Origin of the sequence: Janibacter sp. DB-40 (genome assembly GCF_029510815.1) — a bacterium.
In the GTDB taxonomy this organism is placed as follows: domain Bacteria; phylum Actinomycetota; class Actinomycetes; order Actinomycetales; family Dermatophilaceae; genus Janibacter.
Genome location: NZ_CP120360.1, coordinates 1,216,555 through 1,239,702, shown reverse-complemented (window position 1 = coordinate 1,239,702; position 23,148 = coordinate 1,216,555). Strand labels below are relative to the sequence as shown.

Here is a 23,148-nt window from a genome sequence, read left to right as displayed (position 1 = left end):
CAGCGCATCAGCCACGGCTGCCGCCCTCCACCCAGGCCGCCGTGACGATGTCGGCCAGGGTCTCGTCGGCGTGGCGGTGGCCGACGGAGGCGGCGGCCCGCGACATCGCGTCCAGCCGCTGGGCGTCCCGCAGCATCGGGACGATCTCGGCGGCGACCCACCCCGGGTCGACGTCGGCGTCCTCGACGAGCAGTCCCCCGCCGGCCTCCACCGCGCCGGCGGCGTTGAGTCGCTGCTCGCCGTTGCCGATGGGCAGCGGGACGTAGACGGCGGGCAGTCCGACGGCCGTCAGCTCGCAGACGGTGTTGGCGCCGGCCCGGCAGACGACGGCGTCCGCGGCCGCGTAGGCGAGGTCCATCCGCTCGACGTAGGGCAGGACGACGTAGGGCACGCTCTCGTCCCCGCCGACGGCCGCGAAGTCCTTGCCGGCGCCGGTGGCGTGCAGGACCTGCACCCCGGCGTCACGCAGCGTCGCCACGCTCGCCGCGAAGGCGTCGTTGAGCCGCTTCGCCCCGAGCGACCCGCCGGTCACCAGCAGCACGGGCAGGTCCTCGCGCAGACCGAAGTGCGCCCGCGCCCCGGCACGCATCGCGGGTCGGTCGAGCGCGATGATCTCCGGTCGCAGGGGCATGCCGATGACCCGGCCGCCGGGCAGCTTGGTCTCCGGGAAGGTCACCGCGACGTGGTCGGTGAAGCGTGCACCGACCTTGTTGGCGATGCCGGCGCGGGCGTTCTGCTCGTGGATGACGATCGGCACCCCGAGGCGCCGTGCGGCGAGGTAGGCGGGGGTGGAGACGTAGCCACCGAAGCCGACGACGACCTGGGCGTCCATCTCCTGGATCGCGTGCTGCGCGGCGGCGACGGCCCGGCGCAGGTTGACCGGCAGCCGGACGAGGTCGCCCGTGGGCCTGCGCGGCAGCGGAACCTTGGGGACGGTGCGGAACTCGTAGCCGCGCTCGGGCACGAGGCGTGACTCGAGTCCCTCGACGGTGCCCAGGGCGACCACGTCGACGGCCGGGTCACGCCTGCGCAGGCAGTCGGCGAGGGCGAGCAGCGGCGAGACGTGACCCGCGGTGCCACCCCCCGCCAGAAGGACGCGTGTGGGGCGGGAGGCAGTCATCGGGTGGAGGTCCTCCTGATCGGGAGCCGGGCGCGCAGGGCACGCAGCCCGGATGGCTTGGCAGCGATCATCTCAGAGCAGCCCGGCTCGTTGCGCGCGAAGCTGAGCAGCACGCCCACGGCGAGCATCGTGGTCACCAGCGAGGACCCGCCGGAGGAGACGAAGGGCAGCGGGACGCCGATGACGGGGAGCATGCCGATCACGGCACCGATGTTGATCGTGGCCTGGACGAGCACCCAGGTGCAGATGCCTGCGGTGACGATCCGCACGAAGAGGTCGTCGGTGCGCGAGACCAGGCGCATCCCGGTCAGGGCGAAGGCCGCGAAGAGCCCGAGGATGGCCAGGGTGCCGAGCAGCCCCAGCTCCTCGCCGATGATCGCGAAGATGAAGTCGTTGTACGGCTCGGACAGCCAGCCCCACTTCTCGCGGCTGGCGCCGAGCCCGACGCCCAACCAGCCGCCGTCGGCGAGGGCGAAGCGTCCGTGCATCGGCTGGCGGCAGATGTCGTAGTAGAGCTGGCTGCCGGGGGCGCAGGCCTGCGGGTCGAGCCAGATCTGGATGCGCTGCATGCGGCTGTTGCCGAGGCCTGCGGCGACGACGCCCAGGGCGGCGAAGAGCCCGGCGCCGACGACGAACCACCGCAGGTGCACCCCGGCGGCGAAGAGCATGCCGACGACGATCATCGCGATGACCATGGCCGTGCCGAGGTCGTGCCCCAGCATCACGAGCGTGAGCAGCGCGCCCGCGATCGGGACGACGAAGGGGACCAGCGCGTGCTTGATCGAGCCGAGCAGCTCGCGCTTGCGCTCGAGGATCAGCGCACCGGAGAGGACGAGCCCGAGCTTGGCGACCTCGCTCGGCTGGAGGGTCACCGGGCCGACCCCGATCCAGTTGCGATTGCCCTGGAAGCCGAACCCCAGGGGCGAGAAGACGAGCGCCAGGAGCACGAGCGAGACCAGCAGCGCCGGCAGCGCCAACCACTTCCAGAACGCGACGCTGCGCCGGGCGGACCACCACAGCACGAGCGCACCGACGACCGCGAAGACGAACTGCTTGAGGAAGATCGTGAAGGAGGAGTCGCTCTCCTTCAGCGAGACGATCATCGACGCCGAGAGCACCATGACCAGCCCGATGCCCACGAGCAGCCCGACGACGCCGAGCAGGAGGTAGTAGGTCGTCATGGGCGACTCGAACCGGGCCAGCCACTGCTCGAGGGGACTGCTGCCCCGGGGACCGCGGCGCGTCGCAGATCGACCACGTCCGGTCGCTGCGTTGCTGCTCACCGTCACCCCTCCTGCACGTACCGATCCACCGCTGCGGCGAAGGCGTCGCCGCGGGCCCCGTAGTTGTCGAACATGTCCATCGATGCCGCTGCCGGGGCCAGCAGCACCACGTCCCCCGGCCGAGCGAGGTCGGCCGCGTGCCGGACGACGAGATCCATCGCCCCAGTGTCGGTCGTGGCGACGTCGATCACGGGGACGTCGGGCGCGTGTCGGGCGAGCGCCTGCGCGATCTGCGCGCGGTCCCGGCCGATGAGCACCGCCGCCCGCAACCGGGGGGCGGCCGCGGCGACCAGCTCGTCCACGTCGGCGCCCTTGAGCAGCCCTCCGGCGACCCAGACGACGCGCTCGTGCGCGACGAGGCTGGCCCGGGCGGCGTGGGGGTTGGTCGCCTTGGAGTCGTCGACCCACTGCACGTCGCCGAAGGTCGCGACGTGGGCGATCCGGTGCGGCTCGGGCTGCCAGGTGCGCAGGCCCTCGCGCACGGCGATCGGCGGGACCCCGCAGGCGCGGGCCAGCGCGGCGGCCGCCAGGGCGTTGGCGACGAGGTGCGGGGCGAGGGCGGTCGCCTCCCCCTGCACGTCCGCGAGCGTGCCGAGCTCGGCCGCGGACTGCTCCCGGTCCTCGATGAAGGCCCGGTCGGCGAGGACGTCCTCGACCACCCCGAGCATGGACAGCTGCGGCGTGCCGAGGGTGAAGCCGATCGCGCGACAGCCCTCGACGACGTCGGCCTCCTCGACGAGGCGGCGGGTGGCCGGGTCCTCGACGTTGTAGACGCAGGCGACCTCGGCTTGGGTGAAGACCTTGCCCTTGTCCTGCGTGTAGGCCGCCACGGAGCCGTGCCAGTCGATGTGGTCGGGCGCGATGTTCAGGCAGGCCGCGGCCAGGGGGCGAAGGGAGTGGCTCCAGTGCAGCTGGAAGCTCGACAGCTCCACGGCGATGGCGTCGAAGGGCTGCGGGTCCTGCACCAGCTCGATGACGGGCGTCCCGACGTTGCCGCCGCTGGCGGCGCGCAGCCCGGCCGCCCGCAGCATCGCGGTGAGCATCTGCACGGTCGTCGTCTTGCCGTTGGTGCCGGTGACGAGCAACCAGGGCGCCGCGCCCTCGCTCGGCCGCATCCGCCAGGCGAGCTCGACGTCGCCCCAGATGGGGATGCCGGCGTCGGCGGCGGCCGCCAGCAGCGGCTGGTGCGGGGGCCATCCCGGGGAGGTGACGACGAGGTCGATCTCCTCGGCCGGCCCCGGCAGGGCCTCCTCCGCGCCGTCGCCGAGCAACAGCTGCGCCCCGAGGACCTCGAGGATCTGGGCGCGCTGGGCCATCATCGAGTCGGACCCGGGCTCCGGCGCCGCGGCGTCGACGACGCGCACGCGGGCACCGTGCTCGAGCAGCGAGTCGGCAGCGGCGAAGCCGGAGACCCCCAGCCCGGTGACGACGACCCGCAGCCCGGACCAGTCGGCGTCCCGGTGGGTCAGGTCGGCCAGTCGAGCACTGCGGGTCCCGCGGTCGGGTGCCCCGCTCACGACGGTGCTCCCACGACCCACTCCGCGTAGAAGACGCCCAGGCCGACGCCGACGAAGAGCCCGGCGATGATCCAGAAGCGGATGACGATCGTGACCTCCTGCCACCCCAGCAGCTCGAAGTGGTGCTGCAGGGGGGCCATCCGGAAGACCCGTTTGCCGGTGGTCTTGAACGAGGCGACCTGGACGATCACCGACAGGGTGATCGTGACGAAGAGGCCGCCGAGCAGGACGATGAGCAGCTGGGTCTGCGACATGATCGCCAGGCCGGCCAGGGCACCACCGAGGGCGAGCGAGCCGGTGTCCCCCATGAAGATCTTCGCCGGGGAGGCGTTCCACCACAGGAAGCCGAAGCACGCCCCCATGCCTGCGGCGGCGATGACCGCCAGGTCGAGCGGGTCGCGCACGTCGTAGCACTTGGCGCCGGGGTTGATCTGGCAGTTCTGGTTGAACTGCCACGTGGCGATCACGACGTACGCGGCGAAGACCATCACCGAGGCGCCGGTCGCGAGGCCGTCGAGGCCGTCGGTGAGGTTCACGCCGTTGGAGGTGCCGGCGATCATGAGGTTGGCCCAGATGACGAAGAGCACCAGGCCGATGATCGGGCCGGCGAAGTACAGGTCGATCGGCAGGTCACGCACGAAGGAGATGTGCGTGGAGGCGGGTCGGCGCATGGCCTCGTTCGGGAACTGCAGGGCCAGGACCGCGAAGGTCACGCCGACGAGCGCCTGCCCGACGAGCTTCTCCCCCGACTTCAGTCCGAGGCTGCGCTGCTTGCTGATCTTGATGTAGTCGTCGGCGAAGCCGACGGCGCCGAGACCGACCATGAGGAAGAGCACGAGGATGCCGCTCGCCGTCGGCGGCGTCCACAGCACCACGTGGGCGAGGACGTAGGCGGCGACCGTGGACAGGATGATGACCGCACCACCCATGGTCGGGGTGCCGCGCTTGGTGTGGTGGGAGTCGGGGCCGTCGTCGCGGATGAACTGGCCGTACCCCTGCTTGACGAGGTACTTGATGAACATCGGCGTCCCCAGGAGGGCGACGACGAGGGAGATGACAGAAGCGATGAGCACCGCCTTCATGCGCGGGCCTCCTCCTGGCTGATGGTGTCTCCGAGCCACCGTAGCCCGGCGTCACGGCTGGACTTGAGCAGCACGACGTCCCGCGCGTCGAGCTCCTCGCGCAGCAGGCCCTCGGCGCCGTCGGCATCGGGGACGGTCCGCACGCGCAGGCCCTCGACCCCGGCGTCCCGGGCACCGTCGGCCATGGGCAGCGCGTCCTCGCCGACGACGAGCAGCTCGTCGAAGCCCAGCTGCGCGACCTCGGCCCCGACCTGCGCGTGCAGCACCGGCGCGTCGTCACCCAGCTCCAGCATGGCCCCGAGGACGGCCCACCGCCGGCCCTGCGTGGCCATCCCGGCCACCGAGCGCAGGGCGGCGGACATCGAGTCCGGGTTGGCGTTGTAGGCGTCGTTGACGACGGTCACGCCGTCCTCGCGACGGGTGACCTCCATCCGCCAGCGGCTCAGCGGGCGGGCGGCGGCGAGCGCGGTGACGACCCGGTCGAGGTCCAACCCGGCAGCGTCGGCGGCCGCGATGACGGCCAGGGCGTTGCCGACGTGGTGGCGGCCGACGAGGCCCAGGGCCACCTGCGCGGTGCCGAAGGGGGCGGTGACGGTGAAGGAGGCGCGGCCGGCCTCGTCGAGGGTGACGTCCGTGGCGCGGACGGTGGCCTCCTCGGACTCCCCGACGAGGACGACGTGGGCGTGGGTGCGGGCGGCCATGCCGGCGACGACCGGGTCGTCGGCGTTGAGGACGGCGACGCCCTCCGGCGGCAACGCGGCGGGCAGCTCGGACTTCGCCCGGCCGACGGCCTCGAGCGAGCCGAACTCACCGACGTGGGCGTGGCCGACGTTGAGGACGATGCCGATGCGTGGCGGGGCGATGCGGGTGAGGTACTCGATGTGCCCGACGCCACGGGCGCCCATCTCGACGACGAGGTGCCGGGTGGTCGGGGTGATCCGGCAGACGGTCAGCGGCACGCCGACCTCGGAGTTGTAGGAGCCGACCGGGGCGACCGTCTCGCCGTCGGCCCCGAGGACGGCGCCGAGCAGGTCCTTGGTGCTCGTCTTGCCGGAGGAGCCGGTGATCCCGACGACCGTCAGGTCGGGGCGGGAGTCGACGAGGTGGCGCGCGAGGGCGACGAAGGCCGCCTGCTCGTCCTCGACGACGACGGCGGGCAGGCCGTCGACCTCGCGCGTGGTGATCGCGGCGACGGCTCCCCCTTCGCCGCGGCGGGGACGAACTGGTGGCCGTCGGCCGACTCGCCCACGCGGGCGATGTAGAGGCTGCCGGGGGCGGCCTCCCGGGAGTCGGTGACGACGGGGCCGTCGACGGTGATCGCGTCGGCCTCGCTGGTGCTGCATCCGTGGAGGCGCCCGCCGGTGATGTCGGCGACGGCGCCCAGGGTCGTGGGGATCATCCCGAGACGCTCCGGTGGTCGAGGGCGGCCCGCAGGACCACCCGGTCATCGTGGTCGCGGACCTCGCCGCGGACCTCCTGGCCCTGCTCGTGGCCCTTGCCCAGCACGGCGACGGTGGCGCCGGGCCCGGCCTCGCAGGCGATCTCGACGGCCCGCTCGATCGCGGTGGCGCGACCGGGGACGTTCTCCAGCCGGGCGCGCGAGCGTGGCCAGACCCCGTCGGCGACGGCCGCGCGGATGACCTCGGGCTCCTCGTCGCGGGGGTTGTCGTCGGTGACGATGACGACGTCGGCGTGCGCGGCCGCGGCGGCGCCCATGCCCGGACGCTTGCCGGGGTCGCGGCTGCCGCCGGCGCCGAGCACGACGACGAGCAGGCCGTTGGTCTGCAGACGCAGCGCGGACAGCACCGCACCGACGGCGTCGGGGGTGTGCGCGAAGTCGACGAGGGCGGTCGGCAGGTCGTCCACGTCGGGGCGCGCCGTGTCGCTGGGCAGGACCAGCTCCATCCGGCCGGGGACGTCCGGACGGGTGAGGACCGCCTCGGCGACCTCGTCGGGAGCGACCCCCGAGAGCATGAGCGCGACCGCCGCCATGGCGGTGTTGACGCGGTTGAAGTCACCCGGCAGCGCCGAGCGCAGGTGGAGCGTGTCGTCGGCGCTGCTGAGGGTCAGCTCCGGCTCGCGCGGGTCGCCGCGGACCACCCAGTCGGCCTCGACGTCCAGGCGCGAGGTGACGGTCGTGACGGGGATGCCCGCCTGCGCGGCGAGGCGGTACCCCCACTCGTCGTCGATGCACACGACGCCGCGCCGGGAGCGCTGCGGCGTGAAGAGGCCGGCCTTGGCCTGGAAGTAGTCCTCCATCGTCAGGTGGAAGTCGAGGTGGTCCTGACTGAGGTTGGTGAAGAGCGCGACGTCGTAGACGACCTCGTCGACGCGGTGGAGGGTCAGCGCGTGGCTGGAGACCTCCATGACGCAGTCGTCGACGCCCCGCTCCCCCATGACCGACAGCAGCGCGTGCAGGTCCGTCGTCTCCGGGGTGGTGCGCACCGACTTGATCCGCTCCTCGCCCACCCGGGTCTCGATCGTGCCGATGAGTCCGGTGGTGCGACCGAGCGCCTCGAGCGCCGAGACCATGAGGTAGGCGATCGTCGTCTTGCCGTTGGTGCCCGTGACGCCGAACATCGTCGGCATCACCGCGGCGCTGTCGTAGATCGCCGCGGAGACCTCACCCAGGCGCGAGCGCGGGCCGGCCACCTCGATGACGGGCAGGTCGACCCCCTTCGCCGCGACTCGGGAGGCCCCGTCGGCGTCGGTGAGGACGGCGACCGCCCCCGCCCCGGCCGCGGCCGCCACGAAGTCGGCGCCGTGGACCCGGGCGCCCGGCAGCGCGGCCCACAGGTCGCCGGGACGGACGGTGGCGGTGTCGAGGGAGACCCCGGTCACCGCGACCGACCCGGTCGAGGGGTCGACGAGACGGGCGGCGTCGGGTCCGAGGACCTCGACCACCGCAGCCAGGGTCAGCGGCTGCACCCGCTCAGGACGTGGAAATGGCACGGTCGTCGACCTTACCCCCCATCGGGAGCGCCCCGGTCACGCAGGAGATCCGGGTCGTCCGTGTCCGGCTGGCCGGGCGGGACGGTGCGCACCTTCGGGGTGCGCTCGTCCGCGGGCGTCGGGGGGACCTTCTTCTTCTGCAGGGCGTAGGTCATGACGTCCTTGAAGACCGGCGCGGCGACCGTGCCGCCGTAGTAGCCGTTGATCGGGCGCTGCAGGATGACCGAGATCACCAGCTGCGGGTCGTCCGCCGGGGCGTAGCCGATGAAGCTGGCCGTCTTGCCGGAGTACCCGCCGGTGTCCGGGTCGTAGCGATCCGCGGTACCGGTCTTGCCGGCGACGCTGTACCCCTCGATCTGCGCCTCGGGGGCGGTTCCGTCCTCGGAGACGACGCCCTCGAGCATCCGCGAGACCTGGTTGGCCGTCGCCTTCGACACCGCGCGGTTGGTCTTCCCCTCCGGCGCCGGCCGCCAGTTGCCGTCCTCGTCCTCGATCGAGTCGACGAAGGTCGGGCTGATCCGCAGGCCGTCGTTGGCGATCGCCTGGAAGACGTTGGTCACCTGGACCGCCGTCGTCGAGACACCCTGGCCGTAGGTCATCGTGTACCGCTGCGAGCCGCTCCAGTCCTCCGCCGGGGGCAGCAGACCGCCGGACTCGCCGGGGAAGCCGGACCCGCTCGTCGAGCCCAGGCCGAAGCGGCGCAGGTACTCCTCGAGCGTCTTGGGCTCCATCGTCTCGCCGATGAGCATCATGCCGGTGTTGCTCGACTGGGCGAGGGCCCCGGCGACGGTGCGGTACTCGTCCGGGTGGGGGTGGGAGTCCTTGAGCGTGGCGTTGCCGCGGCGCATCGAGTACGGGAGGACCATCGGCGTCTGGGGCGTGATGGTGTCCTCCTCCAGGCCGGCGGCGACCGTCATGATCTTCGCGGTCGACCCGGGCTCGAAGACGTCGCTGAAGGCGAGGTTGGTGTAGACCCCGTCCCCGCTGCCGAGGTCGTTCGGGTCGAAGGTCGGGTACGACGCCAGGGCGACGAGCTCACCGGAGTTGACGTCCTGGACGACGACGGTGCCGGAGAGGGCCTTGGTCTCCTCGACCTTGCTGGCCAGGGCGTTCTGCGCGTACCACTGGATGTCGTTGTCGATCGTCAGGCGGATGTCGCGCCCGGGCTCGGCGGAGTTGATGTCGTCCGAGGCGTTGGGCAGGCGGGAGCCGTCCTGGGAGATCTGGTAGGTCGCCCGGCCCGGCTCGCCGCTGAGGACGTCGTCGAACTGCAGCTCCAGGCCGGCGCCGGCGCTCTGGTCCTGCGGCTGGACGAAGCCCACGAGCGAGGCGACGGTCGTCGACTGCGGGTAGGTGCGCTGCGACGTGCGCTCGGAGTAGATGCCGGGGATGCCCAGATCGCTGATCCTGCGCCAGGTCAGCGGGGAGACGTTCTTCGCCAGGACGACGTAGCGCTCCTCGCCCGTCATGGCCTCCGCGAGGTCCCCCTCGGACTCGTCGAGCAGCGTCGCCAGGTCCTCGGCGGCGCCCTGCACGCCGACCTCGGTCAGCTCGCCGCCGACGGTCTTCTCGTACTCGGGCACGGCCGTCTGGTCGACGGTGACGATGCGTCGCTCCTGGCTCTGGGCCAGGACCGTGCCGTTGACGCCGTAGATCGTGCCCCGCTGGGCCGGGATGGTCTCGGTGTGGGTGCGCTGGGCCAGGGCGTTGGCCGCGACGGCCTCGGAGTCGAAGCCCTGGATGCGCAGCAGCTGGGCCGCGAAGAGGCTGAGCACGATCAGCGAGGTGACCATCAGGGCGCGCATGCGCGCCCGGGAGTTGCCCGGCGCCGCCGTCCCGGCCGCGGCGGGCCGGCGCACCGGGGACGGACGCCGCGTCGCGGGCCGCGTGGGTGCCGTCCTCCTCGGCGGCGCCTTCGTCGCGCTCGGCCGCGCGGTGGTCCTCGTGGACGAGGCCTTCTTCGGCGTCGCCTTCTTCGGCGCGGCCTTCTTGGCGGTCGGCGCGGTGCGTGGCCGGGGGGTGCCCCCCTTCGCTCCGGACGTGCGGCGGGGCGAGGGCCCGCTGCCGCCGGATCGACGCTCGGTCACAGGCGCTGCCTCTCTGCGTCGCGGGTGGGGATGTCGGTCAGTCGCCGGGGGTCTCGGAGGTGTCGTCGGACTCGGTGCCGCCCGGCTCGTCGTCCGCCGCCGTGTCGTGCGACGACGCCTTCTCGTCGGAGGACTTCTGCTCCTCGACCGTGGCCGTGGATGCTGCGTCCACGGTAAATCCCTTCCGCTTGTCGGCGACCGTCGCCACGCCGAGGATGCGCCCCTTCTCGATGTCGATGAAGGCGGCGGTGTCGCTGGGCACCATGCCCATCGCGCGGGCCTCGGTGGCGAGGTTCTGCGGGGCCGAGTGGTCGTTGATCGACTGCTCGAGGGCCGCGTGCGTGTCGGAGAGCTCGGCGGTCCTCGCCTCGAGCGCCGTGACCTCGAAGGAGTCCTGCGCCATCGCGGTGTTCAGCCCCAGGACGGCGGCCAGACCGGCGAGCAGCAGCGCGACGCACAGGACGGGGAACCACGCGGAGCCGGTCCGCTCCTCCGGGGTGACCACGCGCAGCGAGGTCCGCTGCGTGCCGGTCGTGGAGCGCTTGGCGACAGTGGTTGCCACAGACATCTGGCTCATCTCGCGGTGCCTTTCATCGGCCGGGGGGCTCTGGTGCGCTCGGCGGCGCGCAGGCGCACCGAGGCGGATCGGGGGTTGGTGTCGAGCTCGGCCTGCGTGGGCACGAGCGCACCGCGGGTGAGCAGGCGCAGCTCGGCCTCGTGCTCGGGCAGCTCGACGGGTAGGTCGTGGGGTGCGGTGGAGGTGGCGCCGGCGGCCAGGGCCCGCTTGGTGATGCGGTCCTCGAGGGAGTGGAAGGACAGCACGGCAATCCGGCCGCCGATCGCGATGCGCCGCAGGGCCAGCGGCAGCGCCCGGCTCCAGCCGGCCAGCTCCTCGTTGACCTCGATCCGCAGCGCCTGGAAGGTGCGCTTGGCCGGGTGGCCGCCACCGCGCTGGGTGGCCATCGGGATGGTCCTGCGCAGCAGCTCCACGAGGCGCCCCGAGGTGACGAAGGGGGCGACCTCCCGCTCCCGGACGATCGCCGCGGCGATCTTGCGGGCGAAGCGCTCCTCGCCGTACTGCGAGAGGACGCGCGCGAGGTCGCGGGCCTCGTAGGTGTTGAGCACGTCCGCGGCGGTCATGCCGACGGTGGGGTCCATCCGCATGTCCAGCGGGGCGTCGTGCGCGTAGGCGAAACCGCGCTCGGTCTCGTCCAGCTGCAGGGAGGAGACACCGAGGTCGAAGAAGGCGGAGGTGACGGTGTCGATGCCCAGCTCGTCGAGGACGTCGCCGATCTCGTCGTTGGTCGCGTGCACGAGGGTGACGCGCTCACCGAAGCGGGCCAGCCGCTCCCCCGCGAGCTCCAGCGCCTGGGGGTCACGGTCGATGCCGACGAGGTGCACGTCGGCACCGGCCTCGAGGACCGCCTCGGCGTGACCGCCCATGCCCAGCGTGCCGTCGACGTGGATGAGACGGTCGGCGCCCGGAGGAGGCGTCGAGAGGACGGGCGCCAGCAGCGTCAGGACCTCCTCGAGCATGACGGGGACGTGCCGCGAGGCGGCGTCCCGGCCCGGCTCGGGGCCGGTGTGCGCATCGTCCACGGTCACTCCCTTCGTCGTCTCGGTCTGGTGCGGTGGTGGTGCGGGGTGGGGGGTGATCTCCGGTACTGGTTCGTGTCCTGCAGCTGCCACCTGGTCCCCATCCGGGACGCGTCCGGCGCGGGGGAAGTCGCGTCGGCGTACGTCACGGCTGGAGGCCGGACGGCAGCTGCCGTCACATGAGTCCGGGGATCACCTCCTCGGACTGGTCGGCGAAGGCCTGCTCGGTGCTGGCTAGGTACTCGTTCCACGCGGCGGTGTCCCAGACCTCGACGCGCGAGCCGGCTCCGATGACGGTGCAGTCGCGGTCGAGGCCGGCGTAGTCGCGCAGCGCGGCGGGGACGGTGACACGCCCCTGCTTGTCGGGGATCTCGTCGCTGGCACCGGAGAGGAAGACGCGCATGTAGTCACGGGCGGCCTTGCTGGAGGTGGGGGCCTCCTGGAACTTCTGCGTGACCTTGACGAACTCCTCCATCGGGAAGACGTAGAGGCAGCGCTCCTGACCTCGGGTCATCACGAGGCCACCGGCGAGCTTGTCCCGGAACTTGGCGGGGAGGAACAGGCGCCCCTTGTCGTCCAGACGGGGGGTGTGGGTCCCGAGGAACATCGGCGGTCACCTCCCCTACGAATCGACCCGAATGCCACCACGCGCTTCCTTGATCCCCCACTTTACTCCACCTGGGCCCGAAACACACCTCCCGCGCCCACAAAAGCGGACTGAATACCCTGTGTTTCCCCTGATAAATGGAGGGTGGTGCAAAGTGGGGGGAAATCGCGGCGTCTGCTGCCCCCTTCGCCCTCCTGCGGCCGAATCGGCGACGAGGGAGCCCTCTGCGCAGGTCAGCGACCACGTGGGGGCGGGCCCGCGGCCCCACGGCACGTAGGCTCAGGGGTGAGTTGGAGCGAAGTGGGGGAACGTCCGGGAACCCCACGGATCGGAGTCGTGGTGACGCTGAGCAAGGAAGATACGGTGCCCGCCCACGCCCCGAGTGAGGACCTCGAGCACGTCGTGGCCGTGGGTGCGCGACTCGCCGAGGCGATGAACGGCGTCATGGAGGGCAAGCCGGACGTCGTCCGCACGGCGATCACCGTGCTCCTCGCGGGTGGCCACCTGCTCATCGAGGACGTCCCGGGCGTCGGCAAGACGATGCTGGCCAAGACCCTCGCCCGCAGCATCGACGCCTCGGTGCGGCGCGTGCAGTTCACCCCCGACCTGCTCCCGAGCGACATCACCGGCGTGAGCATCTACAACCAGGAGACCCACCACTTCGAGTTCCGCCCCGGCGCCGTCTTCGCCCACGTCGTCGTCGGTGACGAGATCAACCGGGCCTCCCCCAAGGCACAGTCAGCGCTGCTGGAGTGCATGGAGGAGGCGCAGGTGACCGTCGACGGGCACACCTACGAGCTCCCGCACCCCTTCATCATCATGGCCACGCAGAACCCCGTGGAGATGGAGGGCACCTACCCCCTCCCCGAGGCCCAGCGCGACCGCTTCATGGCACGGCTGTCGGTGGGCTACCCGACGGCCGCCGCCGAGGTCGACCTGCTCGAGCACCACGGCTCCCGCTCCCCGCTGGAGGGCCTGGAGCCGGTGACCGACGCCGAGGGCATCGTCCGGCTCGTGGAGGCCGTGCGCACCGTGCACGCCTCCCCCGCCGTCCGGCAGTACGTCGTCGACCTGGCCACCGCCACCCGCCACAGCTCGCACATCCGCCTCGGCGCCTCACCGCGCGCGACCCTGCACCTGCTGCGCGCCGCGCGCGCCCACGCCGCTCTCGCCGGACGTGACCACGTGCTGCCCGACGACATCCAGGCGCTGGCCACGGTCGTGCTCGAGCACCGGCTGCTGCTGAGCAGCGAGGCCCAGCTCGCCCGGCACTCCGCCGCCGACGTCGTCGCCGAGATCGTGCAGCGCACGCGAGTGCCCGGCCCCCGCTGACCGATGACCCTGCGAGGACGCGTCTTCGTCGGCGCCGGGGTGGGCATCGCCGTGGCCGGCATGGTCCTCGGGCTGCACGACCTGACGCGGGTCGGCGCGCTGCTCGTCGTCCTGCCCCTGCTGGCCTCCCTGCTGTCGCGGCGCCCCGTCTCACTGGAGGTCGAGCGCTCCCTCTCCCCTGCCCGCATCCCGATCGACGGGCACGCCGACGTCACGCTCACCGTCCGCAACACCGGTCGGACCACCTCCCCGCTCCTGCGCGGCGAGGAGGGACTGGCCTACGCGCTCGGCGACCGCCCGCACCTGCTCATCCCCCGGCTGCGTCGGGACGAGGAGCGCGCCCTGGGCTACCGGGTGCGCTCCCACGTCCGCGGCCACCACACGATCGGCCCGCTGTCGGTCCGGGTGAACGACCCCTTCGGCCTGACCACCCGCCTGGTCGCCGTGCCCGGCGAGAGCGCCCTGGTCGTCCTGCCGCGCACCGTCCCCCTGCTCCCCGTGCGCGGCGTCACCGCCGGCAGCGGTGGCGAGTCCGCCTCCTCGCCGCGCATGGCCCTCCACGGCGAGGACGACATCGGCGTGCGTGAGTACCGCATCGGCGACGACCTGCGGCGCATCCACTGGCGCTCCACCGCCCGCACCGGCGAGACGATGGTCCGCCAGGACGAGGAACCCACGCGTCGTCGCGCCCTCGTCGTCCTCGACGACCGGGCCTCGGTCCACGCCGGGACGGGCAACGGCGGCTCCTTCGAGTGGGCGGTCACGGCTGCGGCGTCCGTCACGGCGCTGCTGCTCGCTGAGCGCTTCGAGGTCCACCTCTCGCTCGCCTCCACCGGGGTCGGCCGGGTCCTCGTGCTGGACAACGTCGACCACGCACTCGACCGGCTCGCCGCCGTCCAGCCCTCCGATCAGGCCTCCGCGCACCACATGGTCGAGGCGCTCGACGAGTTCGCCCGGCACGGAGGCGGTCTCGTGGTCGCGGTCATCGGTGCGCTCGGCGCGCAGGACGCCGAGCCGGTCGCCGCCCGCGCCGCCCACGGGATGGCCCTGGTCATCGACCGGGACGGGTTCGGCGCGGACGCAGGTGACTCCGCCGAGCTGACCGCGCAGCGGCTCGCCCTCGGTGGGTGGCGCAGCCTCGTCGTCCGCCCCGGTGACCAGCTCCCCCGGCTGTGGGAGCAGCTCACGGTCGCACGGGCGGTCCGCGGATGAACCCCGGCACGCAGGCCCTGGCGGCGACGCTCGCGGCCGTGGCGACCATCGTGGTCGCGATGCCGCTGACGACGCTCTTCGAGGAGTCCGCGTGGCTGCCGGCCGCCGTGCTCGGCGTCGCGGTCGTCGCCGTCACCGGCATCGTCCTGCGAGCCCTCGTCCGGCGGGCGAGCGTGACGATCCTCGGGCAGCTCCTCACGGGGACCGCGTACGTCCTGGTCACCCAGCTGGGCGGGACGACCGCCTACGGGGTCGTGCCGACGGCCCGGACGGGGCCGCGGCTCCTCGACTACGTGCGCGACGCCCAGGAGACGATCACCACCTACGCCGCGCCCGCGCCGGAGTCCCCCGGCGTCACGGTCGTGCTCGTCATCATCGTCGTCGTGGTCGGGCTCGCGGTCGACATGTCCGCGGCGACGGCGGCGGCCCCGACGATCGCGGGGCTGCCGCTGCTGTCGCTCTTCCTCGTCCCGGCGGCCAACTCCGGTGGGGCGCTCCCGTGGGGGTGGTTCGCCGTCGGTGCCGTGCTGTGGATGGCGCTGGTCGCCAACCAGTCCGACCGCGAGATGCGGGAGTGGACGACGGCCGTCCCCCTCATGGCCGACGCCGACGGGGAGGCCGTCGCCGCCCGCTCGCTGCGGTGGCAGGCCGCACGGATCGCCGCGATCTGTCTCGCCGGCGCCCTGCTCATCCCGGCAGCGCTGCCCCACCTGCCCACCCGCTACGTCCTCGACGGGCTCGGCGCGGGAGGTGCCGGGTCGGCGCGCTCCACCGACGGCATCCGCCTGTCGACCGAGCTCGACCTCAAGCGCAGCCTCCAGTCACCGAGTGAGGAGCCGGTGCTGCGCTACACGACCACCGACCCGACGCCCGAGCCGCTGCGGGTCGCCGTGGTCACCGACTTCGAGGACGGCTTCGGGCGGATGGGCTCGGGTGACGTGCAACCCCGGGAGGACTTCGAGCTGCCCCGGCCGGCGTCCGCCGCGGCCGAGTCCATCGACCGCGAGGAGCGCAGCGTCGCCATCGACGCCAACGGCGTGGCCGCCCCGCAGATCGCCCTGCCTCGCCACCCCACCGAGGTCGACCTCGGCGGCATCCCCTGGGCCCTCGGCGCCGACGGGACGGCCCGGGTGCAGCGCACCCCGAGCAGCTACTCGAGCAGCTACCTCGAGCTGGACCCGCAGGAGGAGGACTTCGGCACGGGCGAGTCGAGGTCCTCGGTCGACGTCCCCGCGTACACCGACGAGTACCTCGCCCTCGACCCCGCGTCGGCCGAGGCGATCCAGGAGCTGGCCCTCTCCCTGGCGCCCGGGGGCGCCGACGACCTGACGGCGGCCCAGGCGTTCCAGGAGTACCTGCGCGGGCCGGACTTCGACTACGACCTCGAGGTCCCCGACCCGCCGGGGTCCCCGGACGACCCGGTCCTGTCCTTCCTCGAGACCAAGGTCGGCTACTGCCAGCAGTTCGCCTCGACGATGACCCTCCTCGCGCGCGCCCACGGCATCCCCGCCCGGGTGGTCGTCGGTTTCCTCCCCGGTGAGGCCGTCGACGCCGAGGAGCGCGTCATCCGGGCCAGCGACGCCCACGCCTGGCCGGAGCTGTACTTCGCGGGTGTGGGGTGGACCCGCTTCGAGCCGACCCCCGGCGCCCGCGCGGCGAGCGTGCCGTCCTACTCGATCTCCATCGAGCGCGACGGGGCCGCGACCACGGACGAGACGACCACCACGAGCGAGACCACGACGACCACGAGCACGCAGGCGTCCCCGGACGCACAGGACCCGACCGCGGTCGACCCGGCCGGCGAGGAGGAGGGCCGTTCGTGGCGCACGTGGCTGCTGGGCCTGCTGCTCGCCGTGGCCGCCCTGGCGATCATGCCGGTCACCGCGTGGCTGGCTCGTCGGCGCGAGCGGGCCACGGCCCCCGACGCCCCGGCCCGGATCGAGGCGGAGTGGCAGGACCTCATCGGCCAGCTCGACGACCTGGGCCTGCGACCGCCCGTGGGGGCCACCCCGCGCCGCGTCGGCGAGTGGGTCGGCCGCCACGGCTACCTCGACGAGCCGACGCGGGAGCAGCTCGACCACGTCGTGCTGACGGTGGAGCGCGCCCGCTACGGGCGGCCGGACCAGGACCTGCCCGACGTGTCCGCCGAGGTCACCTCGATCGTCGGGGAGGTCCGTCAGCAGCGGATGACCAGCTCACGGCTGAAGGCGATCCTGTGGCCGCGGGCCGGCGTCGACGCCTGGCTCTCCCTGCCGCAACGCCTGGCCGACCTCGTCCGCCGGCGATAGGCAGGAGCCGACACGGTCAGTTGGATACTCCGGGGGGTATCTGCAATACTCGGCTCAAGAACGTGGTGGGGTCGGACCCTCCGTTGGGGTCCTGGAGTCTTTCGGGCCCGTGCCAGTGCAGCAGTTTTGCCACCCGACCGTGATCCCGGCCGGAGTCGGCTGGGAGGACAAGGACATGGATTCATGACCGCCACTCTTGTATTGACTTTGTTGTTCTCCGTGCTCATCGGGCTCTCGCTCGGTCTGCTCGGTGGCGGCGGGTCCATCCTGACCGTGCCGATCCTGACCTATGTGGCAGGGCTCCCGCCCAAGGAGGCGATCGCGGCCTCCCTGTTCGTGGTCGGAGTCACCTCGGCCGTCAGTGCCGTCAATCACGCCCGCAACCAGCGAGTGAAGTGGCGCACCGGGCTGGTCTTCGGCGCCGCCGGTATGGCCGGGGCCTTCGGTGGCGGCCTGCTTGGTGGCCACGTTTCCGGCACGCTGCTGATGATCGCCTTCGCGCTGATGATGCTCGCCACCTCCGTGGCGATGATCCGCGGCCGCAAGAACCAGGCTGTCCAGCCCCACGATCGGGAGCTGCCGGTGATGAAGGTGATTCTCGAGGGCCTCGTCGTGGGCCTCGTGACCGGTCTGGTCGGGGCCGGTGGTGGCTTCCTGGTCGTCCCGGCCCTGGCCCTGATGGGCGGGCTGGCCATGCCCGTGGCCGTGGGTACCTCCTTGGTGGTCATCGCCATGAAGTCGTTCGCGGGCCTGGCCGGCTACCTCACCACGGTCACCCTGGAGTGGGGGCTGATCGGCGCGGTGACGACCGCGGCCGTCGTCGGGTCGTTCCTCGGGGCGCGGTTGGCCGGGCGGATCCCGGAGGCGGCGTTGCGCAAGGGCTTCGGGATCTTCGTGATGGTGATGGGCGTGTTCGTCCTCGTCCAGGAGCTGCCCGCCACGGCCGGACTTGTCGTCGGGATCGGTGCCGGCGTCCTTGCTGCTGGTTCCGCGGTCTGCTGGTTCACCGTGCCGCGGTGCCCGCTGCGGGCGGCGTCCACCGCCTGATCCCGGCCACTGTTCTCCATCCCGACCCATGACGAAGGGGGCGGAGCAGCCGTCGCTGCTCCGCCCCCTTCGTCGTGGGTGATGCTCAGTCCAGGTAGTCGCGCAGGACCTGGGAGCGGCTGGGGTGCCGCAGCTTGCTCATCGTCTTCGACTCGATCTGGCGGATGCGCTCGCGGGTGACCCCGTAGACCTTGCCGATCTCGTCGAGGGTCTTCGGCTGGCCGTCGGTCAGGCCGAAGCGCATCGAGACCACGCCGGCCTCCCGCTCGCTGAGGGTGTCCAGGACGCTGTGCAGCTGCTCCTGCAGGAGGGTGAAGCTGACCGCGTCGGCCGGCACGACCGCCTCGGAGTCCTCGATGAGGTCACCGAACTCGGAGTCGCCGTCCTCACCGAGCGGCGTGTGCAGCGAGATCGGCTCGCGGCCGTACTTCTGGACCTCGACGACCTTCTCCGGGGTCATGTCCAGCTCCTTGGCCAGCTCCTCCGGGGTGGGCTCGCGGCCCAGGTCCTGCAGCATCTGGCGCTGCACGCGGGCGAGCTTGTTGATGACCTCGACCATGTGCACCGGAATGCGGATGGTGCGGGCCTGGTCGGCCATCGCGCGCGTGATGGCCTGGCGGATCCACCACGTCGCGTACGTGGAGAACTTGTAGCCCTTCGTGTAGTCGAACTTCTCGACCGCACGGATCAGCCCGAGGTTGCCCTCCTGGATGAGGTCGAGGAAGAGCATGCCGCGGCCGGTGTAGCGCTTGGCGAGCGAGACGACGAGACGCAGGTTGGCCTCGAGGAGGTGGTTCTTCGCGTTCTTGCCGTCCTGGGCGATCCACCACAGCTCGCGCTTGAACTTCATGTCGATCTTCTCGGCGGTGGCCAGCTTCTCCTCCGCGAAGAGACCGGCCTCGATCCGCTTGGCGAGCTCGACCTCCTGCTCGGCGTTGAGGAGGGCGACCTTGCCGATCTGCTTCAGGTAGTCCTTGACCGGGTCGGCGGTGGCCCCGGCGGTGACGACCTGCTGTGCAGGGGCATCGCCTTCGTCATCGTTGCTGATGACGAAGCCGCCCTTCTCGTCGGCCTCCTGGTCCCTCTTGGACTTGTCCTTGGGGTCCTCACCCAGGACCTCGTCCTCGCCCTCCTCGGGCTCCTCGGCCGTGGTCGTCGTCGGGTTGGCGGCGGCGCTCTTGGCCGCGGCCTTCTTCGCGGCGGCCTGCTTGGCGGGTGCGACCTTCTTCGCCGGCGCGGCAGCGGCGGCCGCGCTCGTCTTGGTGGCGGCCGTCTTCTTCGCCGTCGTCTTCTTCGCCGTCGTCTTCTTCGCGGCGGTCTTCTTCGTCGCAGTCTTCTTCGGCGCCGTCTTCTTCTCCGGAGCCTCCGGAGCCTCCGGCGCCTCGGTGACCTCCGCCGTCGCAGCGGTGGACTTCGCGGCGGACTTCTTGGCCGTGGACTTCGTGGTCTTCTTCGCCGGAGTGGTCTTCTTCTCCGACGTCTCCGACGTCTTGGCAGCCGCGGCCTTCTTCGCGGGGGCCTTCTTGGCCGTCTTCTTCGCGGCTATGGACTTTGGCACCTGAACCTCAATTCCCTGGTCGTCGAGCGCACGCAAGACGGCCTTTCCCCGGCTGGGGCTGATCTTGGCTTCGCTGAATGCAACCTGCAGCTGGTCTGGCGTGACCAGTCCTGCCGTACGTCCTTGGCGCACCAGCTCCTGGAGCGCTGAGTGCGAGAACTCCTTGGGGAGGGAGCCCTGCGCCCCGTCGGACCGTGGGGACACAGCAGTCACCAACAACCTTTCGTCACGGTGGATTCCGCCGGGGCACTGTGGAGGTGGCGTGTCCCCGGTGTCCCGACTCGCCCGCACGCTGCGCGATGGGCTGTGTCCCCATTATAAATCCTTGCCGCCCGGCGCGGCACCCGAGGGGTGGTCCGAGGTGCACGAAACCGGGGCGCGTCCTCTGCAGGAGGCGCCCCGGTCCCGGTGGTGTGCGGTCCTCAGCCGGTCGCCTTGACCGCGAGCACGTCGCAGGGCGCGTCGAGCAGGACCCGCTGCGCATTGGACCCGAGGATCAGCTTGCCGACCGGGGTGCGGCGACGCAGCCCGATGACGATCAGCGAGGCATCGGTCTCCTCCGCGACGGCGATGAGGTCCTCGGCCGGCTCCTTGCCACGCACGAGCCCACGGACATCACCCTTGACGCCGGCGTCCTCGAGACGGGACGCCACCCGGCGCAGGTCGCTGTCGTTCTTGCGGGCGGCGTCACCGCTGAGGCCGGCACCGCCACGGTCGGAGTGGATGACGGTCAGCTGCTCGTCGCGCAGCTTGCACTCCTCGAAGGCCCGCTCCAGCGCGGCCTCGCCTTCCTTGGTCGACACGTACCCCACGACGATCATCTGTGCTCCTCAAGACGACTTGCTGATGGAAGACCTAGGTCGAACGCTACACCGCCACTGCGTGACATGTCTCACGAGTGCGTTGGCGTGGCGACGAATTCGGTGGCCTCCCTCACCGGGGTCGCGGGACCACGACCGAGCGCAGCACGTCGGCGACCTGGTCGCCCTCCGTGAGGAATCCGTCGTGGCCGACGAGGGAGCTGATCGTCACCAGCTCGGCACCCGGCTTGGCCTCGACGAGCTCCTCGGACAACCGCGGCGGGTAGAGCCGGTCGGAGTCGACCGGGACCACGACGAGACGACCGGCGAAGGGGGCGAGGGCCTCGCGCAGGCCACCTCGCCCACGAGCGATGTCGTGGGAGTTCATCGCCTCCGACAGCACCGCGTAGGAGTTGGCGTCGAAGCGGCCGGCGAGCTTGCCGCCGTGGTGGTCGAGGTAGCTCTCGATGGTGTACCGCGGTCGACCGTTGGGCCCGACCGGCTCGTCCTGGACCTCGCGGTCGAAGCGCAGGTGCAGCTCGGGCTCGCTGCGGTAGGTGATGTGCGCGATGCGCCGGGCGATCCCCAGACCCGCCTCGGGACCCTCGGGGTTGCCGTAGTAGTCGCCGCCGGCGAACCACGGGTCGTTGCGGATGGCGAGGATCTGTGCCTGGCTCCACCCGATCTGCTCGGCGGTGGCGTAGCCGCTCGTCGCGAGCGCCACTGCGGTGGCGACACGGTCGGGGAAGCTCGCGACCCACTCGAGGGTGCGCATGCCGCCCATGGACCCACCGATGACGGACTGCCACGTGCTGATGCCCAGCTCGTCGGCCAGGCGCGCCTCCGCGGCCACCTGGTCCCGGATCGTCACCCGGGGGAACCGGCTCCCCCACGGACGTCCGTCGGCGCACCTGGCGCCGGGGCCCGTGCTGCCCTGGCACCCGCCGAGGACGTTGATGGCGACGACGAAGTACTCGTCGCTGTCCAGCGGTGCGCCGGAACCGATGAGGTCGGGCCACCAGCCCGCGGTCGGGTGGCCGGGACCGGCCGGGCCGACGACGTGGCTGTCCCCGGTGAGCGCGTGCTCGACGAGGATCGCGTTGTCACGGTTGGCGTTGAGCTCACCCCACGTCTCGTAGGCGAGGACCACGTCGGGCAGCCGGTCGCCGGACTCGAGATCGAGGTCACCGATGGTGACGAACTTCCGGCGGCCGGGGTGGTCTCCGTCGCGCCAGGAACCCGCAGTCGTGGGGGGCCTGGTGGTCACGCTCATGATGAGGTCTCCCGGGGGCTCGCCTTGCCACACCCCTACGGTGCAGCCAGGTCATCACCCGGGGCACCCCGTCGCGAAGAGGGTTGCCGGCCAGCAAGCCGGGGCTTGACGCTGGCGCTCATGACCTGCCGACAACCATAGCCATTGACGCGACACGGATCGAGCGGGGTCCGCACACCGGACCCTCCGGCTGACCTGTCAGGCAGCCGCCCCCGAGGCCCCGTCCGGCGAGGCGCTTGCCCAGGGCCGGACCCCCGCGGAGAGCAATCGCAGCATCAGCTCGGCCAGGCGGTGGTCGGGATCGATCTCCAGGGCCCGCTCCAGGCAGATGCCGGCGACCGTGCCGTCCCCGACCCACCAGGCGAGGTGGGCGACGAGGGTGAGGACCGGCGGCGTCGCCTCGGGCGGCAGCAGCCGGGTCAGCTCGACCAGGCGTGAGCGCACGAGCAGCACCTCCTCGTGCCACCGCTCGGGAGAGACGTCGCCCGACGCACGCGCGCGCCCCTCGTCGAGCCCTGCCGCGACGTCGTCGACGACGTCGGCGTCGGGCACCCACGGGCACCACTGGGCCGCGAGCGCCGCCGCGGCGGCCGGGGTGCCGCAGCTCTCGGCCATCGGCATGGCCCCCGGGCAGAGGACGCCCATGAGGGCGTCGCGCCAGACGACGTCCCGGAGCGAGGTCGCCACCCAGGCGAGCGCCTCGTCGCTGAGGAGCGTGACGGCCATGGCCTGCGGGCGCGGGTCGAGGAGCAGTGTCCACCACGCGAGGACGTCCTCCCCACGGTCCAGCCAGGAGGCAGGCGGGACGGTGGGGCCACCACCGAAGGTGCGCGTGCTGCTCCCCGACCCGAGGGATGCCAGGTGCAGGCCCACGGAGCGCGCGCGCTCCTCGTCCCGCCCCGGAAGCACTCCCTCGACGATGGCCGCACGGCTCGGCAGGGGCGCGACGCCGGCCTGCACGAAGGCCGCGACGGCGGGCACGTCCTCCGGCCGGGGCAGGGGCTGTCCCTCCTCGGGGCAGCATCCCTGGACGCAGTCGGGTGCGAACCACCGCCCGTCGCGCACCACGACTCGCTCGTGGACGCTGATCCCCTCGGCCGTCGCGGCCTCGATCATCGCCTCGGACAGGGGTGCGGAGTCACCTGCGAGGTCCTCGTGCGCGATGACCATCACCGCCGTCGCCGTCTCACGGGCCGCGATCGCCATCGCCTGCCCGGCGGCAGCGCGGCAGTCCCCGGGATCGGTGAGCAGGTCGTGGCGCTGGACGAGCCCGAGGCGCTTGCCGTGCAGGACGGTCACGACGACGGAGGGGCCGGGGTGGTAGCCGAGCTGGTACGGGAGCACCACGGCGAGCTCGGCGGGATTGCGGGGGCGGACTGTCGTTGTCATGCCCC

The 23,148-nt window shown here is 72.2% G+C and carries 18 protein-coding genes and 1 riboswitch; of the genes, 4 read left to right on the top strand and 14 right to left on the bottom strand.

What is annotated here, in order from left to right; genetic code table 11:
- Nucleotides 1-7: 7 nt before the first annotated feature.
- The 10 genes from murG to mraZ form a co-directional block, all read right to left on the bottom strand.
- Nucleotides 8-1,120, bottom strand: a complete 1,113-nt coding sequence (gene murG, locus PVE36_RS05870) for an undecaprenyldiphospho-muramoylpentapeptide beta-N-acetylglucosaminyltransferase (RefSeq protein WP_277455188.1) — start codon at nucleotides 1,118-1,120, stop codon at nucleotides 8-10.
- The gene (ftsW, locus tag PVE36_RS05865) at nucleotides 1,117-2,301 is read right to left on the bottom strand and encodes a putative lipid II flippase FtsW (protein WP_277455187.1); all 1,185 of its coding nucleotides are present in this window, start codon (nucleotides 2,299-2,301) and stop codon (nucleotides 1,117-1,119) included. Before ftsW ends, murG begins: the two co-directional genes overlap by 4 nt.
- Nucleotides 2,302-2,405: 104 nt before the next feature.
- Nucleotides 2,406-3,920, bottom strand: a complete 1,515-nt coding sequence (gene murD / locus PVE36_RS05860; RefSeq protein WP_277455186.1) for a UDP-N-acetylmuramoyl-L-alanine--D-glutamate ligase — start codon at nucleotides 3,918-3,920, stop codon at nucleotides 2,406-2,408.
- Complete coding sequence (gene mraY / locus PVE36_RS05855; RefSeq protein WP_277455185.1) at nucleotides 3,917-5,002, bottom strand: phospho-N-acetylmuramoyl-pentapeptide-transferase; 1,086 nt, start codon at nucleotides 5,000-5,002, stop codon at nucleotides 3,917-3,919. Before mraY ends, murD begins: the two co-directional genes overlap by 4 nt.
- Nucleotides 4,999-6,345: a UDP-N-acetylmuramoyl-tripeptide--D-alanyl-D-alanine ligase gene (gene murF / locus PVE36_RS05850; protein WP_346780623.1), complete on the bottom strand. Its 1,347-nt coding sequence runs from the start codon at nucleotides 6,343-6,345 to the stop codon at nucleotides 4,999-5,001. The genes mraY and murF overlap by 4 nt, the downstream gene beginning before the upstream one ends.
- 52 nt (nucleotides 6,346-6,397) lie before the next feature.
- Nucleotides 6,398-7,954: a UDP-N-acetylmuramoyl-L-alanyl-D-glutamate--2,6-diaminopimelate ligase gene (locus tag PVE36_RS05845; RefSeq protein ID WP_277455184.1), complete on the bottom strand. Its 1,557-nt coding sequence runs from the start codon at nucleotides 7,952-7,954 to the stop codon at nucleotides 6,398-6,400.
- Nucleotides 7,955-7,965: 11 nt separating this feature from the next.
- Nucleotides 7,966-10,041, bottom strand: coding sequence for a penicillin-binding protein 2 (locus PVE36_RS05840; RefSeq protein WP_277455183.1), 2,076 nt, complete (start codon nucleotides 10,039-10,041; stop codon nucleotides 7,966-7,968).
- Nucleotides 10,042-10,078: 37 nt separating this feature from the next.
- On the bottom strand, nucleotides 10,079-10,618 hold the full coding sequence (locus PVE36_RS05835) for a hypothetical protein (RefSeq protein ID WP_277455182.1): 540 nt from the start codon (nucleotides 10,616-10,618) through the stop codon (nucleotides 10,079-10,081).
- The gene (gene rsmH / locus PVE36_RS05830) at nucleotides 10,615-11,640 is read right to left on the bottom strand and encodes a 16S rRNA (cytosine(1402)-N(4))-methyltransferase RsmH (protein WP_277455181.1); all 1,026 of its coding nucleotides are present in this window, start codon (nucleotides 11,638-11,640) and stop codon (nucleotides 10,615-10,617) included. The genes PVE36_RS05835 and rsmH overlap by 4 nt, the downstream gene beginning before the upstream one ends.
- Nucleotides 11,641-11,812: 172 nt before the next feature.
- Entirely contained in the window at nucleotides 11,813-12,244 is a 432-nt protein-coding gene (gene mraZ, locus PVE36_RS05825; RefSeq protein ID WP_277455180.1) for a division/cell wall cluster transcriptional repressor MraZ, read from the bottom strand.
- A 363-nt stretch (nucleotides 12,245-12,607) separates the two neighbouring features.
- Between mraZ and PVE36_RS05820 the strand changes: the two genes are divergently transcribed.
- From PVE36_RS05820 to PVE36_RS05805, 4 genes are all read left to right on the top strand, one after another.
- Nucleotides 12,608-13,576 carry an AAA family ATPase gene (locus tag PVE36_RS05820; RefSeq protein ID WP_277455179.1) on the top strand — a complete coding sequence of 323 codons (969 nt, stop codon included), beginning with the start codon at nucleotides 12,608-12,610 and terminating at the stop codon, nucleotides 13,574-13,576.
- A gap of 3 nt (nucleotides 13,577-13,579) precedes the next feature.
- Entirely contained in the window at nucleotides 13,580-14,788 is a 1,209-nt protein-coding gene (locus tag PVE36_RS05815) for a DUF58 domain-containing protein (protein ID WP_277455178.1), read from the top strand.
- Nucleotides 14,785-17,076, top strand: a complete 2,292-nt coding sequence (locus PVE36_RS05810) for a DUF3488 and transglutaminase-like domain-containing protein (protein ID WP_277455177.1) — start codon at nucleotides 14,785-14,787, stop codon at nucleotides 17,074-17,076. Before PVE36_RS05815 ends, PVE36_RS05810 begins: the two co-directional genes overlap by 4 nt.
- 183 nt (nucleotides 17,077-17,259) lie before the next feature.
- Nucleotides 17,260-18,123: a sulfite exporter TauE/SafE family protein gene (locus PVE36_RS05805; protein ID WP_277455176.1), complete on the top strand. Its 864-nt coding sequence runs from the start codon at nucleotides 17,260-17,262 to the stop codon at nucleotides 18,121-18,123.
- Between the two features lie 85 nt (nucleotides 18,124-18,208).
- On the opposite strand, the gene PVE36_RS05800 is transcribed toward PVE36_RS05805, so the two are convergent.
- From PVE36_RS05800 to PVE36_RS05785, 4 genes are all read right to left on the bottom strand, one after another.
- Nucleotides 18,209-19,885, bottom strand: a complete 1,677-nt coding sequence (locus tag PVE36_RS05800) for an RNA polymerase sigma factor (protein ID WP_277455772.1) — start codon at nucleotides 19,883-19,885, stop codon at nucleotides 18,209-18,211.
- Nucleotides 19,886-20,103: 218 nt separating this feature from the next.
- Nucleotides 20,104-20,502, bottom strand: a complete 399-nt coding sequence (locus PVE36_RS05795; protein WP_277455175.1) for a universal stress protein — start codon at nucleotides 20,500-20,502, stop codon at nucleotides 20,104-20,106.
- Between the two features lie 112 nt (nucleotides 20,503-20,614).
- Nucleotides 20,615-21,754, bottom strand: coding sequence for a homoserine O-acetyltransferase (locus tag PVE36_RS05790; RefSeq protein ID WP_277455174.1), 1,140 nt, complete (start codon nucleotides 21,752-21,754; stop codon nucleotides 20,615-20,617).
- Nucleotides 21,755-21,770: 16 nt separating this feature from the next.
- Nucleotides 21,771-21,880, bottom strand: a riboswitch (SAM riboswitch).
- A 72-nt stretch (nucleotides 21,881-21,952) separates the two neighbouring features.
- A complete protein-coding gene (locus PVE36_RS05785; RefSeq protein WP_277455173.1) occupies nucleotides 21,953-23,143 on the bottom strand; it encodes a DUF4192 domain-containing protein in 1,191 nt (396 codons plus the stop codon).
- Between the last annotated feature and the right edge of the window lie 5 nt (nucleotides 23,144-23,148).